This window comes from Hafnia alvei, assembly GCF_034424155.1.
In the GTDB taxonomy this organism is placed as follows: domain Bacteria; phylum Pseudomonadota; class Gammaproteobacteria; order Enterobacterales; family Enterobacteriaceae; genus Hafnia; species Hafnia alvei.
In genome coordinates this window covers 2,397,062-2,410,476 of sequence record NZ_CP139992.1, presented here as the reverse complement: position 1 = coordinate 2,410,476, position 13,415 = coordinate 2,397,062, and the positions used below count along the sequence as shown (strand labels likewise).

General features: G+C 47.0%; 16 protein-coding genes. 5 read left to right on the top strand and 11 right to left on the bottom strand.

Translation table 11 applies throughout. From position 1 onward, the window contains the following. Positions 1–3 precede the first annotated feature (3 nt). Complete coding sequence (gene purR / locus U0008_RS11275; RefSeq protein WP_025801071.1) at positions 4–1,029, bottom strand: HTH-type transcriptional repressor PurR; 1,026 nt, start codon at positions 1,027–1,029, stop codon at positions 4–6. A 354-nt stretch (positions 1,030–1,383) separates the two neighbouring features. Between purR and cydH the strand changes: the two genes are divergently transcribed. Further along, a complete protein-coding gene (cydH, locus tag U0008_RS22540) occupies positions 1,384–1,473 on the top strand; it encodes a cytochrome bd-I oxidase subunit CydH (RefSeq protein WP_020303734.1) in 90 nt (29 codons plus the stop codon). 93 nt (positions 1,474–1,566) lie between these two features. Here the strand turns inward: cydH and sodB are convergent, their stop codons facing one another. Together sodB and U0008_RS11265 are read right to left on the bottom strand one after the other, a co-directional pair. After that, the gene (gene sodB / locus U0008_RS11270; RefSeq protein ID WP_025801070.1) at positions 1,567–2,145 is read right to left on the bottom strand and encodes a superoxide dismutase [Fe]; all 579 of its coding nucleotides are present in this window, start codon (positions 2,143–2,145) and stop codon (positions 1,567–1,569) included. Positions 2,146–2,496: 351 nt separating this feature from the next. Next, positions 2,497–3,477, bottom strand: coding sequence for a C40 family peptidase (locus tag U0008_RS11265; protein ID WP_043493384.1), 981 nt, complete (start codon positions 3,475–3,477; stop codon positions 2,497–2,499). 365 nt (positions 3,478–3,842) lie between these two features. Here U0008_RS11265 and U0008_RS11260 point away from each other — a divergent pair, with 365 nt between their 5' ends. Further along, positions 3,843–4,187: a Grx4 family monothiol glutaredoxin gene (locus U0008_RS11260; protein WP_025801068.1), complete on the top strand. Its 345-nt coding sequence runs from the start codon at positions 3,843–3,845 to the stop codon at positions 4,185–4,187. A gap of 121 nt (positions 4,188–4,308) precedes the next feature. On the opposite strand, the gene rnt is transcribed toward U0008_RS11260, so the two are convergent. The 4 genes from rnt to U0008_RS11240 all read right to left on the bottom strand — a co-directional run bounded on the left by rnt (position 4,309) and on the right by U0008_RS11240 (position 7,738). After that, the gene (rnt, locus tag U0008_RS11255; protein WP_043493276.1) at positions 4,309–4,968 is read right to left on the bottom strand and encodes a ribonuclease T; all 660 of its coding nucleotides are present in this window, start codon (positions 4,966–4,968) and stop codon (positions 4,309–4,311) included. 172 nt (positions 4,969–5,140) lie between these two features. Further along, a complete protein-coding gene (gene gloA, locus U0008_RS11250; RefSeq protein WP_025801066.1) occupies positions 5,141–5,548 on the bottom strand; it encodes a lactoylglutathione lyase in 408 nt (135 codons plus the stop codon). Between the two features lie 196 nt (positions 5,549–5,744). Then, positions 5,745–6,842: an alkene reductase gene (gene nemA / locus U0008_RS11245; RefSeq protein ID WP_043493274.1), complete on the bottom strand. Its 1,098-nt coding sequence runs from the start codon at positions 6,840–6,842 to the stop codon at positions 5,745–5,747. 254 nt (positions 6,843–7,096) lie between these two features. Next, the gene (locus tag U0008_RS11240; RefSeq protein WP_043493272.1) at positions 7,097–7,738 is read right to left on the bottom strand and encodes an NAD(P)-dependent oxidoreductase; all 642 of its coding nucleotides are present in this window, start codon (positions 7,736–7,738) and stop codon (positions 7,097–7,099) included. A gap of 135 nt (positions 7,739–7,873) precedes the next feature. Here U0008_RS11240 and U0008_RS11235 point away from each other — a divergent pair, with 135 nt between their 5' ends. Both U0008_RS11235 and U0008_RS11230 read left to right on the top strand, forming a co-directional pair. Continuing rightward, positions 7,874–8,782 carry a LysR family transcriptional regulator gene (locus U0008_RS11235; protein WP_025801063.1) on the top strand — a complete coding sequence of 303 codons (909 nt, stop codon included), beginning with the start codon at positions 7,874–7,876 and terminating at the stop codon, positions 8,780–8,782. A gap of 66 nt (positions 8,783–8,848) precedes the next feature. Beyond that, positions 8,849–9,088: a DUF1289 domain-containing protein gene (locus U0008_RS11230; RefSeq protein ID WP_025801062.1), complete on the top strand. Its 240-nt coding sequence runs from the start codon at positions 8,849–8,851 to the stop codon at positions 9,086–9,088. Between the two features lie 4 nt (positions 9,089–9,092). On the opposite strand, the gene U0008_RS11225 is transcribed toward U0008_RS11230, so the two are convergent. From U0008_RS11225 to U0008_RS11215, 3 genes are read right to left on the bottom strand one after another with little or no spacing between them, the layout of a single operon-like run. Beyond that, positions 9,093–11,111: an FUSC family protein gene (locus U0008_RS11225; protein WP_043493271.1), complete on the bottom strand. Its 2,019-nt coding sequence runs from the start codon at positions 11,109–11,111 to the stop codon at positions 9,093–9,095. Positions 11,112–11,123: 12 nt separating this feature from the next. Continuing rightward, positions 11,124–11,984 (bottom strand): efflux RND transporter periplasmic adaptor subunit, encoded by an 861-nt coding sequence (locus U0008_RS11220; RefSeq protein WP_043493269.1) that lies wholly within the window; start codon positions 11,982–11,984, stop codon positions 11,124–11,126. Between the two features lie 6 nt (positions 11,985–11,990). Further along, complete coding sequence (locus tag U0008_RS11215) at positions 11,991–12,227, bottom strand: DUF1656 domain-containing protein (protein WP_025801060.1); 237 nt, start codon at positions 12,225–12,227, stop codon at positions 11,991–11,993. Between the two features lie 175 nt (positions 12,228–12,402). On the opposite strand from U0008_RS11215, the gene slyA reads away from it, so the two are divergent. Beyond that, positions 12,403–12,834, top strand: coding sequence for a transcriptional regulator SlyA (gene slyA, locus U0008_RS11210; protein WP_025801059.1), 432 nt, complete (start codon positions 12,403–12,405; stop codon positions 12,832–12,834). A 92-nt stretch (positions 12,835–12,926) separates the two neighbouring features. Here slyA and U0008_RS11205 read toward each other — a convergent pair whose 3' ends face one another. Beyond that, positions 12,927–13,397 carry an outer membrane lipoprotein gene (locus U0008_RS11205; RefSeq protein WP_025801058.1) on the bottom strand — a complete coding sequence of 157 codons (471 nt, stop codon included), beginning with the start codon at positions 13,395–13,397 and terminating at the stop codon, positions 12,927–12,929. Positions 13,398–13,415: the final 18 nt, after the last annotated feature.

Here is a 13,415-nt window from a genome sequence, read left to right as displayed (position 1 = left end):
CACTTAGCGGCGATAGTCCAGATATGGGCCATCGGCAACGGAGCGGCGTTCCACCAGTTTTGGATGCACCTCGATCGTTTGAGAATCTTCACGCTTGCTCACGATACGGTCGAGTAGCATGTCAAAGGCCATTGAGCCCAAACGCTCTTTCGGCTGGTGGATGGTGGTCAACGCTGGTGAGAAGTAGCGGGCGTTGCGCACGTTATCATAACCGATCACCGATATATCCTGCGGTACACGCAAGCCCATCTCATCGGCGGCACATATTGCGCCCATCGCCATGATGTCCCCACCCACAAAGACCGCCGTTGGGCGATTTTTTTGCGACAGAATTTGATGCATGGCTTTGTAACCGGATTCTGGCTCGAAATCGCCTTCTACCATCCACTCATCACGAGCGGGAATGTTGGCTTCTTGTAGGGCTTTCAGGAAGCCGCGTAGGCGACCTCCGCCGGTGTTACGAGAAAGCTGACCGGTAATCGCCCCAATATCACGATGACCACGTTCAATTAAATAGCGGCCGGCTAAATAGCCACCTTCGAACGCATTATCCTGAATGGCATCGGTAAAATCACTGCGTTGTGTCCCCCAGTCCATCACCACCATTGGAATATTGCGGTAGTCCTCAAGGGTTTGCAGCAGATTTTCTGGGTATTCAGAACACATCACTAATAATCCATCGACGCGTTTTTGCGCCAGCATCGCTAAATAAGCTTTTTGCTTTTCAGGGTTGTTGTGAGAGTTACATAAAATGAGCGTATAGCCTTGGCTGTAACAGGCGTTTTCAACGGCCTCAATGACCTCAGCAAAATAGGGCGCCTCGCTGGACGTCGCCAGCAAACCGATCGATTTGGTGTGGTTAACTTTCAGGCTACGGGCGACGGCGCTGGGGGAGTAGTGCAATTCTTTAATTGCTTCCCAAACCGCGGTCTTGGTCTCTTCTGCGACAAAACGCGTCTTATTAATAACGTGAGACACTGTCGTGGTTGAAACGCCCGCGCGTTTTGCCACATCTTTAATCGTTGCCATGAAACAGATGACTCCTAAGCTAATGTAACTATGACATAGCTATTGTGTTAATCGTTTGCTTACGTACATCAAAATACACTGATTACAATCGCATCAAAGAGAGGAATATGCGGATATATCAAGCGCCAGCCTATTCTTTTACGTTATGAAAGCTGATACGTAGCAGTAAACCGTAAATTTTGGCCTATAAAATGCAAAAGGGGAAGTCAAAATTGTGTGTTAACAGAAAGAATAATCGAAAGTTTTACTGCGTGCGATCCCATTTAAGGTATGTGAAAATGATTTCACACACTTTATGCAAGTGTTTATGTATAATCAAAATTGATCTGATAACGAAATGCGGGAGAAGAAGAAATGGAAACCGATCTGAAATATTCTCTAATGACAACGGTCGCAGCACTGGCTGTGATTGTTATCTTTAGTTTTGTTGCTGCGCTACATTGATTTATCGCTAAGTTTTTTATCGATAGCCATTAACATGGCTAAAACAAAAGGCGGTCAGTTGACCGCCTTTTTCATGTACGTCACTCAGCAAACTTATGCCAAGTTTTTCGCCACGAATTCCCAGTTTACCAGAGCCCAGAAGTTCTCCAGATATTTAGGACGCGCGTTGCGATAGTCGATGTAGTAGGCGTGTTCCCAAACGTCCACGGTCAGCAGTGGTTTGTCACCGTTGGTCAGTGGAGTTGCAGCGTTTGAGGTGTTTACAATCGCCAAAGAACCGTCTGCTTTTTTAACCAGCCAAGTCCAACCAGAACCGAAGTTGCCAATGGCAGATTTAGTCAGTTCTTCTTTGAATGCATCAAATGAACCAAACGCTTTGTTAATGGCTTCAGCCACGGCGCCAGTTGGTGCGTTGCCACCTTTTGGTGACAGGCAATGCCAGTAGAAGGTGTGGTTCCAAACCTGAGCGGCGTTGTTGAAGATACCGCCAGTAGAGGTCTTGATGATCTCTTCCAGTGATTTACCTTCGAACTCAGTGCCTTTGATCAGGTTGTTCAGGTTTACCACATAGGTATTGTGATGCTTACCGTAGTGGTATTCCAAGGTTTCTGCGGAGATGTGCGGTTCGAGTGCGTTTTTTTCGTATGGTAATGCAGGTAATTCAAAAGACATTGCTCTCTCCTATTATTGCTCTATTTTGCAATGAAACAGTTACACGTAAGTGTTTTATGTTTCATGCATCACACCAACGTTAATGTCAGTGAGCGGGTTTTTAAAATTGAAACGATCTTGTTGTGCTCTTGTTATGGGGATCGATTTTAGCAAGTTTTGAATCTAATAACAGGCAAAATTTTTGTTTTTGGTTATCAATTGGCGATTTGTGCACCATTCGTTCAAAACGGCCACAGAACATAAAATAAGGGGAGGGGATAATACAAAGACGGGGTAAATCTAAATGATAGGGATTATCATAAAATGCAATGAATCCCTACCATAAATCTGTTTAACAATGATCTTCTGCTATTAACGAATCGTTTTTGGCGTCATCACGCGGCGAGCGCCAACGTAGTGTCCTTGCCAATAATCGTTATCTAAATAGCTGATCCGAATTTGTTCGCCGGTGCGAGGTGACTGAATGAATTTGCCCTCACCCATATAAACACCCACATGGTCGGCGGCACCCCGATTATTAATACGGAAGAAGACCAAGTCGCCTTTTTGTAGCTCTGTTTTTTTCACCGGAGCCGCATCACGCAGATGATACATTTCATTGGCGGTACGAGGGATCTTGATGCTCAGTAAATCCTGATAGGCGTAATAAACCAATCCACTGCAATCGAAGCCTGTGCTTGGTGAAGCACCACCCCAACGATACGGTTTTCCTACCTGATTCATCAGCTTATTCATCGCCGTTTGCTTAGCATGCTGGTAACGCTTTTTATGCTGAGGACTCAGACGAATGGGTTTGCCATCAACGATTTCAATATTGTTTTGATTCAGCTTGAGCTTGGCTAATTCACCTTTGCTGCTTCTGCCATGGCTATTCAATTCACCGCGCTGGCGGCCATAGGTTTTTTTATTACTTACGCGAGCCAACGTAGCGGTGGAATGTGAGCCGCTTTTCTTGGCGCTGGATTTTGTCTTAGGGTTAGAAATAGATGCTAGTACCGCTTTATCTATTTTTTTGCTATTTGCTTTATTGCGCGCGACTTCTCTATTTTTGGCAAACTTAGTAGCGAGAGCGCTAGGCTGAGTTGTCGCTGATTTTTTAGTCGTTTTGCTCTTTTGTTCTAACGATTTTTTATTTTTGGCTGTCGTTGTAGGCGTCGCTGCTTTTTCTTTTTTGCTGGTGGCTGGTTTTCGTTTTTTACGATCGGCAGATTCGCTACTTGTCACATGCGACTTTCGCTGATCGGCAACGACTTTATGCCCCGGAGAGGCATTCGCTGCATTAGCAAATAGCTGTGTAAACAGCAGAACAAAGAGCGCGATATATAGACGCATCGATAGGTTCCAGGCTTTGTCCCAAGCAAAAAACATGGCAAACAGTATTAAATAAACAGCCGCAACAAAACAGCATTCATTTCTGCTATTTATATTCTCTTTGTGACTAAATGTTACGATGATTGAATCAGATGCTGTTTTATTCACAAAACGCTGCATATCTGATCATGTGCAAAACGGATATAGCATAGCACGTTTTTAGATTAAACTGAGCTTACGCTGTGACGGTGTGTTGAAAATCAGATAATAGCCACACAAAAGATGGCGTTTTTTTCTCAGAGCGACACTCGGTACAATCCAGTACAATAATTCGATATGCACTTGCATGCTGTAGGCATAACACTGGCTAGAGGAAGTAAACTAAAATGACAATGACCACCATTGAAAAAATTCAGCGCCAACTGGCTGAAAACCCGATTATTTTGTACATGAAAGGCTCACCTAAATTGCCAAGCTGTGGCTTCTCTGCGCAAGCAGTTCAGGCATTGTCAGCCTGTGGTGAGCGTTTTGCCTATGTAGATATTCTGCAAAATCCAGATATTCGTGCTGAACTGCCAAAATATGCGAACTGGCCAACCTTCCCACAGCTGTGGGTCGAGGGTGAACTGGTTGGCGGCTGTGACATCATCATTGAGATGTACCGCGCTGGCGAATTGCAGCAGCTGATTAAAGAGACTGCGGCGAAGCATCCTGCACAGGAAGAACAGTAATCGTTGATGATTATTGTGAGCAAAATAAAAGGCGCCTAAGGGCGCCTTTATTATTTATCGCGTTAACTTATAAACAAAAAATCTTACACCGACTCGATGTTCAGTAAGCAAGAGCGGTGGATTATTCGGTGGCTTCTTCTGGTGCAGGTGTTGGCAATGGCCATCCACCCATACGTTTCCAGCGGTTTACCAACTCACAAAACAGCGTTGCGGTTTGCTCTGTATCATACAGCGCAGAGTGAGCCTGAGTGCTATCAAAAGGAATATCGGCGGCAATACAGGCTTTTGCAAGCACGGTTTGTCCTAATACCAAACCGCTTAGCGCGGCAGTATCAAAGGTGGCAAACGGATGGAATGGGTTACGTTTTAAACCAGCACGTTCTGCTGCGGCCATCACAAATGAATGATCGAAGTGCGCGTTATGCGCAACGATTACCGCACGATTACAGTCCTGATCTTTAATGCCTTTGCGAACTGCTTTGAAAATAGCATGCAGGGCTTCGTATTCGCTCACCGCGCCACGCAATGGATTTTCAGGATCAATACCGTTGAATGCCAGAGCCTCTGGAACAAGAACGGAGCCAACAAAAGGCTCAACGTGGAAATGAAGTGTTTCATGTGGCTCTAACCATCCATCGTCAGTCATACGTAACGTGACTGCCGCAATTTCAAGTAGCGCGTTGGTGTTGGCATCAAAACCCGCAGTTTCGACATCAATGACAACAGGATAGAACCCGCGAAAGCGCGCGCTCAGCGTATTAAGATTGGTGGTTTCAGCCATGTTCAACTTCTGGTCTATGGAATGCAGCGCGCATTATGGCAAATTTTTTTGCAGTTTGCAGTCAGCAAACGTGGGGCGACTCTCATTCAGGCCAAACATAAAAAAGCGAACGGCTATGCGTTCGCTGGATTTTTAAGCAAAACGGTCGGGATTTATCCCGAAGGGAGGGAAATTAATTCCCTAAGCCCGCACCCGCCTGTTTGTTTTCGATCAGTTCGATTTTGTAGCCATCAGGATCTTCAACAAAAGCGATAATAGTATTACCACCTTTAACGGGGCCAGCTTCACGCGTGACTTTGCCACCCGCTTTGCGGATGTTTTCACAGGTTGCCGCAACATCATCAACGCCTAATGCCAAATGGCCAAATGCGGTGCCCATGTCGTAGCTGTCTACGCCCCAGTTATAGGTCAGTTCAATAACGGAACCTACGCTTTCATCGCTGTAACCGACGAACGCGAGAGAGTATTTATACTCTTCGTTTTCACTGGTACGTAGCAGACGCATGCCTAAAACGTTGGTATAGAAGTCGATTGAGCGTTGCAGGTGACCAACACGCAGCATGGTATGAAGTAAACGCATAATTTTCCTCTGAAATTAGAATGGCCTTGATGACAAGGCTTCGCTATTGGAATAGCGACAGGATGTAGACACATTGTAACAGCCTACTTTCAGCGATCAATAAAAGCCCCTGATTAATCGCCGCTGCGGTAAATAAAAAACCCTCTGGCCGAGTGGAGGCGGTCAGAGGGTTGGCAGCTATGCCAAGGTATGACTATTACAGCGTTGGATAATCGGTATAGCCTTTGGCGTCACCGCCGTAGAAGGTTTCTGGATGTGGCGTATTCAGTGGGGCTTTTTTCTCTAAGCGCTCGACCAAATCAGGGTTAGCGATAAAGTTACGGCCAAAAGCCACCGCGTCAATGAGACCTTGATTCAGCAACGTTTCGGCTTTTTCAGCGTTGTAACCGCCTGAACCGATAATGACACCGCTAAACTGTTTGCGAACCGCCTGACGGAATGCCTCAGAATAAGGTTTACCGCCCGCCCAATCTGGTTCAGAAATATGCAGGTATGCAATTTTACGTTGGTTAAGTTGGCCGATCAGGTAAAGCGCTGCTTCTTCTTGATCTTCACCATTGTCCAGACCATTGAACGGGCCCAATGGCGAAATACGGATCCCAACGCGACCTGCGCCAGATTCGGCAATTGCAGCATCAACCACTTCCAGCGTTAAACGTGCACGATTTTCAATATTGCCACCGTATTGATCGGTACGGTGGTTCGAAGCCGGTGACATGAATTGATGCAGCAAATAGCCATGTGCGGCGTGCAGTTCAACCAGATCAAAGCCGGCTTGGCTCGCAAGGCTTACCGCATGGCGGAAATCGTTAACGATGCCTGAAATTTCACTGGTTTCTAAGGCGCGTGGTTCTGAGCAAGGTACGCGTACCCAGTGACCATTTTCATCACGTACGGTGGTGCGGGTATCGGCGGCAATCGCAGAAGGCGCAACCGGAGCCTGTTGATTTGGCTGGAGGCTATTATGAGAAATGCGGCCCACGTGCCACAGCTGCACGGCAATATGCCCGCCGTGCTGATGGACGCCAGACACAATTTTTTTCCATGCGGCTAGCTGCTCTGGCGTATGTAATCCTGGAGCACCGGCGTAACCTTTGGCTTGGAATGAAACCTGTGTGGCCTCGGTAATGATCAAACCTGCGCCTGCGCGCTGGTTGTAATATTCGCCCATCAGCGGCGTTGGGATATCACCCGGTTCTGTGCTGCGCAAACGCGTCAGCGGAGCCATGAAAACGCGATTAGGTAGAGTAACGTCACCAACGGTGACTGGTGTGAATAACTTTTCGATTTTCATAGTCAATCCTGTTGCAGTTGTTGCGCATTATCTTGCGCGACGAAGTTTAGGTTTGCTCGTTAGTCGTGGGTAAAACGTGATAGCGAGGCTTGGGCAAAGACTAATAGACCAGTTGGTCTAAGTCAATGCAAGCGAAGATAGTTTGTGAAGAAATAATTTTAAATGCAGTAATTATAGGCGGTTATAGATAACAAAACGCTCACGGACAGCGTATTGCTGTCCGTGAGAAAGAGGAATTTGGAGGGAATTGTGGCTTAGTAAGCGGCTGTGAATTGCTGCTTAATAAATTGTGGTTGTTCAATTTCATTCAGAATGGCAACGGCAAGGTCTTCGACGGAAATATTGGCCGGCGCATCACCGTTCATCAGCAATGACGTTGTACCCAAACGGAAGTTGCCGGTACGTTGACCCGGTGCCAGCATGGCCGCAGGGGATAATACCGTCCAATCCAGTGAGCTACTTGCACGTAAAGCGTCGCGTAGCTCGCGAGCACCTTGCGCGCCAGGGCGGATCTCTGCGGGGAACTGTGGGGTATCGATCAGCTCAACGCCAGGCGCAACTTCAAGGCTCCCCGCGCCACCAACGACCAAGAAGCGTTTCACACCTGATTTTTCGACCGCTTTCAAAATAGCATTGCTGCCTTTGACAAAGTTGGCATACAAATCGGGATCGGTCCAACCAGGGTTAAAGGCGCTAATTACGGCATCTACGCCTTTCAACGTTTGTGCTAGCCAATCAATGTCGGTCACGTCGCCAAGTGCAATATGCAAATGGCTGTTAGTGGGTAAATCTTTGGTATGACGCGCGATGGCGGTCACTTCATGACCCCGAGCCAACGCTTCGTGAACAGCCACACGACCCACAAAACCTGTTGCACCGATAATAGCGAGTTTCATCATTCATTCCTTTTTCAACATTGGTTGCGATATTGGTTGCGATAGAGAAACTTTAAGCCTTAACAGCATGGCTGATAAGTGGCATATTGCCACTAACTTCTTTAAGTAAAACTTCAAGATGAAGGGCGTAATTCGATGGATAAACTTAATCGTATGGCGGTCTTTGCCGTTGTTGTCGCGGAAGGCTCATTGAGTGCGGCGGGGCGACGTTTAGGCATGAGCGCTTCCGCAGTGAGTCAACATATGCGAACGCTGGAGCAAGATCTCGGGGTAACGCTGCTGCATCGTTCGACGCGAAAACTCACGCTCACCGATGCAGGCGCGGCATTTTACCCTGGCTGCAAAGCTATGTTGAATGAGGCGAGTCAGGCAGAGCAACGATTGGCCGAAATGCGCGATACGTTGGTCGGTGAGTTGCGCATTGCCACAACGATAGGGCTTGGTGGAACGCCGCTTGCGCAGGCACTTGCTCCATTATTGCAGGCGCATCCTAAGCTGAGCCTGCGGATCTTAGCTAACGATGAAATTATCAATTTAATTGAGGTTCGCGCGGATATTGCTTTGCGGGTCAATCGACAACTGGATGACGCGTCTTATATTGCTCATCCGCTCGCAACGTGGCCGATGGTGTTATGTGCATCGCCGCGTTATTTAAATCGCAGCGGGATACCTGAGGCGCCGCATGAATTGACGCAGCATCAATGGCTGATCAATACCAACGATGCGATTCCGACGTCAATCACCTTACAAAAACGCAGCGGGGAGACGTGTAAAATTCGTTTACCCGATATCGCCACCGGCAGTAGTAGCATGAATGTGTTGCGCGCATTTACCTTGGAGGGATTAGGGATCTCAGTGCAGCCGCTGTATGAAATCAGCCATGAGCTGCAAAGAGGCGATCTGGTAGTGTTATTACCGGAATGGCGACCAACGCCGCTTAAGCTGCATGCGCTAACGCTTGAGAGAGTGCATACAGAAAAGAGCCGACAGGCCATGCTCTGCTTGCGGAATTACTTCCAGACATATAAAGATACAGAATATTAACTAGAAATTGATTTGCTCAGTTCCTTGTTTGCGTCTTCACTTAGGATGGTAAGCAGGAGGTATATTGTGGCCCAGCAGCTTGAGTTTTTTGAAATTCCCAGCCCGTGTCGAGGTATATGCCAGGCGGATGAGCGGGGTTATTGCCGCGGCTGTATGCGTAGCCGAGAAGAGCGGTTTGGCTGGATGAAACTGAGCGATCCACAAAAACGTGATGTACTGCGTTTGTGCCGCCAACGCTTTTTACGTCAGCGGCGCAACGATAATGCCGAACAAATTAACTCGCCGGAACAACCCTCGTTGTTCTGATATTTCAGGCCTTATTTGCCACCGTTGGTACCACACTCTGCTGCAACTGTGATAAAGAACAATATAAGCGCCACACCAGACCGGCTAAATCACGGCCGCTTTGGTCAGGATGACGAGACAGTACATCGCTAATCCTTAACAGTTCAGCTAAGGTTCCATCGAGCGACTCATGCTGAACGCCTTTCTCCGTCATGATCCCTTTCAAGCAGTGTATGCAAACGTCGCGAACCGCTGAAAGCGGATCGGAACGCGTCTGCCATTCACGGAGTTGCCAAACAATATGGCTACAATTGAGTAAGACCACGCCCCAACGCAGCACCCAAATACGCGACACTTCATCCTTGCTTTGGTTGAGCTGGCTGATTCGATGATAAATCCGTGACTCGAACTGGCTTTCATCTTGTTGAGGATGACGGCTTATCTGATCCATAAAATCTAGGCGCAGAGCTCGAATGATTCGGCGGCTTTTACGTTTATCAGAGCTTGGACGCAAAATCTGAAATGCTACGGCGGCCAGCAAAACACCACAAATCTTCGCGATGTTATCGTTTACGAAGCTGCTGTAATTATATTCTGGTGGGTTGGTTACTAACAAAAATGAGCCCATAAAGACAATCAGCTGTCCCCACAGCGCCGCTGTTTTGGGATTTTGTAGTTTGAGCAACTGCATGGTGAGCAGAACCGGCAGTAGGAATGCGCAAAATACCCAGAAATCGTCGATTTGAATCATCAACCCAAATTTTGCCAGATAGCAACCAATAGACAGCAGCACCATCGCTTTAAACAAGGTGGTTAGGCTCGTCATGGGGGATGCGGATGTGGAATAAAGCACACAGGTAATGGCTGTAATGGTTAATGCGCCAGCGCCCTCATCCCATTGAGTACTCATCCAGAACGCGCAGCCGATAATGATGACCACGAAAGTGCGCAGGGCATTATAGGCCGACTCCATACTGTCCGTGTGCCGTGCGATACTGTGAACCTTTGGCGGTGAAAAACTATCTTCTGGCGTTGAGTTTTCGACGTGGCGTATCCAGCGGCTACCTTGCAGATAAAGCCAGCAGAAATAACGTAGGCGTAGATAAAACGTGCGTAGCCGATAATCGCTTGGATCCTGCGGATAAATACGGCTGAGAATTTTGGCTAAACGATATTTGTTTGTCTCGGGATCCTGCAGTTCTTTTATGATGTCTCGTAATACGTCTTGCAAAACCTCCGGGCGATCGGGCCAATTCACCAGCATCCGACGAATGCTGGAAATCACGCTGGTTAAGCGTAGCTGTCGATGGAGCAGGAAGTTAAGTACATTGTTACGGCTACGCAGTCGATGGTTACTCCAGAAAGCCTGAATACGGAGAATATTCATGGTCAGGATTTGGCCAATTAATCCTTCGTGTGATGCGCGCATTTCCGGTGTGGTTTCTGGATGCCACAGCATGGCTGCATGTTCAAGCAGGCGCTGATGCATGCGGCGTAGTGACGTGAGCAGGTTCGTTCCGTCTGAGGTACTTGGCAGAAGCATCATCATAAACGCGCCACACAGCAAACCGGTAATGACCTCACAGACACGCGCTTGCGCAATATCAAAAATTTGCATGCTGTCGGTAGATTCTGCCGTTGAGAAAGCAATGATGGCAGCGGTATAACCCGCTAAAGCAAAAGCGTAGGCGACGTTATTTTGATAATGATTCGAGACGTAGGTGCATACTGCAATCCACGCTGCAATGTAAAAGGTAAACAGCCAAGGGTCATTAAGACATTGTCCGGCAATCAGAACCGATGCCGCCGCACCAAGCAAACTCCCAGCGATACGACCAATACTTTTACTGATAACTCCGCCAACGGTAGGAAAACTGACCACGGCGGCAGACGTAAACGCCCAATAGGGTTCATCTAGATCCAATAAAAAAGCGACCCAGAGCGCCAAACACATTGCGATGGCGTTGCGCAGCGCGTAACGCCATTGTCCAGCGTTGGCTTTTGCCCATGGAGTGTTGCGCCAATCTAGCCAAGATAAATTCACAAGACTGTCCTGTTAATGGCTGCGAACAGAAATTGTGCAGGTGGTTCCCGCAACCAGCAAAACATCCTTAGGAATATTTTCAAGCTTAATTCGGATCGGTACCCGTTGAGCTAGTCGTACCCAAGGGACGTTCGGTTTTACATTAAGTAGCATATTATCGCTGCTTTCGACGCTTTGGTCATAAATTGCACGACCAATACTTTCTACGCGTCCCTGTAATGGAATATTTCCGTTATACAGAGTTATATCCACGTTATTTCCGATGTTTATATGTTTGAGTTTAGTTTCTTCGAAATAACCCATCACATAAAACGAATTAATATCAATAAGAGCCACGAGCGGTGAGCCAATAGAGGCATAATTTCCTACGCGGGTTTGTAAATTAGTTATAAACCCGCTGACTGGAGCATAAATATTGGTGTGGTGTAAATTCCACTGAGCCTGTTCCAAATTAGATTGTGCGGATTTATAATTCGCTTTCATTGCTTGCGCATTCAGTTGGGCTTCGTCTAAGTCTTCTGCGGAGATAACGTTACGCGGCAGGTTGCCTCGGCGAGTCGCTTCGTGGTTAGCTTTGGCCAAGTCTGACTCCGCTTTAGCCATCGCGGCATTGGCATTACTCAGCGCAATTTCGAATGGGGTTGGGTCTAAAACAAATAACAGGTCGCCTTGTTTTACCTGTTGGTTATCACTGATATTTACTTTAATTATTTTTCCCGATACTTCTGGTGTAATATTGACGAGCTCGGCACGCACTTTTCCATCTCGCGTCCAAGGTGATTGCATATAATAATTCCAAGCCCACCAGCCAGCGGTGATTGCAATTGCACAAACTATAACCGTTGAGAAGTAGCGTAATGTGTTCTGTTTCATATTATTTTACCAACTGGTTAATAGCCAAAGACTGGTGCTTACACAAATGACGAAAATTGACAAATCCATCAGTGTCGGATGCCAAATATCGCCAGAGTAAATCACATCACGGAATAAGCGATGAATAAGCAGCCAGAAAACAATGCCGAGTAAAATAGCTTTAAAAATAGGCGGAAAATAGAGCGATGCGCCTAATATCAGATCCGGTAAAGGCGAGCCTTGTGATGATGAGAGGATGTCCATGTTTACCACTCCCGATCCCTTAAAAGATTTATAGGTAACATAGATGTTAATTGTCCATAAGCATAGATTATTTTTTGGAGGTAATAGATATACATTTGAAATTTTTACGATTGAGAACCAAACTAGGAGCTACTCTGGGTGAGTATCTTAGCACGCTAATTATAAGGAGAATAAATTGGAATCGACACTAGGCTCAGATTTAGCACGATTAGTTCGTGTATGGAGAGCGTTAATCGACCAGCGTTTGAAGCCGCTTGAATTGACACAAACGCATTGGGTCACTCTATACAATATTAATCGTTTGCCGCCGGAGCAGTCTCAGATCCAACTGGCTAAAGCTATCGGCATAGAGCAACCTTCATTAGTTCGTACGTTGGACCAGCTTGAAGAGAAGGGCTTAATTACGCGCCATACCTGTGCAAACGATCGCCGCGCTAAACGCATCAAGTTAACGGAAGAAGCTGCACCAATTATCAAGGAAGTTAATGACGTTATCACGATGACACGTGGTGAGATCTTATCTGGAATTTCACCAGAAGAAGTGACACTGCTGACTAGCTTAGTTGAACGTCTGGAACAAAATATAATTCACTTACAAAACAAATAATTATAATTATTTTTAATTACTAACAGCAAACCAAAAAAAACCGGAGGCATTGCCTCCGGTTTCGTGATCTCGTTTAGCTAAACCATTTAGGCTTAGTTAGTCGCTGAGACGCTGACGCTGCTGCCGCTAGACAGCAGCATGACACGCTGACCAACCGCGAAAGGTTTGCTGCCGTTTTTCTGCACCACGGCAATCGTTTTGCCATCGTCTTTACGAACCACTAACTGCACACCATCGGTGCGGTTAACGGCGCCTTCGATGCTGTTACCGGCTAAGCCACCCGCAACTGCGCCAGCCGCTGTTGCCAAGCTACGACCTGTACCGCCGCCTACGGTGTTACCTAAGAAACCACCTAAGACCGCGCCGCCGATAGAGCCAATCACGTTGCTATCGTTGCCAGCCTGAATACGAACCGGCTGAATTGACACGATGCTACCGTAAGTAACCTGCTGAACTTCTTTAGCCTGACCCGCAGTATAAACGTCACCAGATAATGTGCTGGTGTTAGCACAACCAGCCAATGAAGCGCCGGCAAGAGCGATAACAATAAGACGCTTAATCATAACAATATTCCTTCCATT

Excerpts from the sequence above, each read along its gene's own strand:
- purR (WP_025801071.1), bottom strand. The coding sequence starts at position 1,029 with ATGGCAACGATTAAAGATGTGGCAAAACGCGCGGGCGTTTCAACCACG.
- cydH (WP_020303734.1), top strand. The coding sequence starts at position 1,384 with ATGGAAACCGATCTGAAATATTCTCTAATGACAACGGTCGCAGCACTG.
- sodB (WP_025801070.1), bottom strand. The coding sequence starts at position 2,145 with ATGTCTTTTGAATTACCTGCATTACCATACGAAAAAAACGCACTCGAA.
- U0008_RS11265 (WP_043493384.1), bottom strand. The coding sequence starts at position 3,477 with ATGCGTCTATATATCGCGCTCTTTGTTCTGCTGTTTACACAGCTATTT.
- U0008_RS11260 (WP_025801068.1), top strand. The coding sequence starts at position 3,843 with ATGACAATGACCACCATTGAAAAAATTCAGCGCCAACTGGCTGAAAAC.
- rnt (WP_043493276.1), bottom strand. The coding sequence starts at position 4,968 with ATGGCTGAAACCACCAATCTTAATACGCTGAGCGCGCGCTTTCGCGGG.
- gloA (WP_025801066.1), bottom strand. The coding sequence starts at position 5,548 with ATGCGTTTACTTCATACCATGCTGCGTGTTGGTCACCTGCAACGCTCA.
- nemA (WP_043493274.1), bottom strand. The coding sequence starts at position 6,842 with ATGAAAATCGAAAAGTTATTCACACCAGTCACCGTTGGTGACGTTACT.
- U0008_RS11240 (WP_043493272.1), bottom strand. The coding sequence starts at position 7,738 with ATGAAACTCGCTATTATCGGTGCAACAGGTTTTGTGGGTCGTGTGGCT.
- U0008_RS11235 (WP_025801063.1), top strand. The coding sequence starts at position 7,874 with ATGGATAAACTTAATCGTATGGCGGTCTTTGCCGTTGTTGTCGCGGAA.
- U0008_RS11220 (WP_043493269.1), bottom strand. The coding sequence starts at position 11,984 with ATGAAACAGAACACATTACGCTACTTCTCAACGGTTATAGTTTGTGCA.
- U0008_RS11215 (WP_025801060.1), bottom strand. The coding sequence starts at position 12,227 with ATGGACATCCTCTCATCATCACAAGGCTCGCCTTTACCGGATCTGATA.
- U0008_RS11205 (WP_025801058.1), bottom strand. The coding sequence starts at position 13,397 with ATGATTAAGCGTCTTATTGTTATCGCTCTTGCCGGCGCTTCATTGGCT.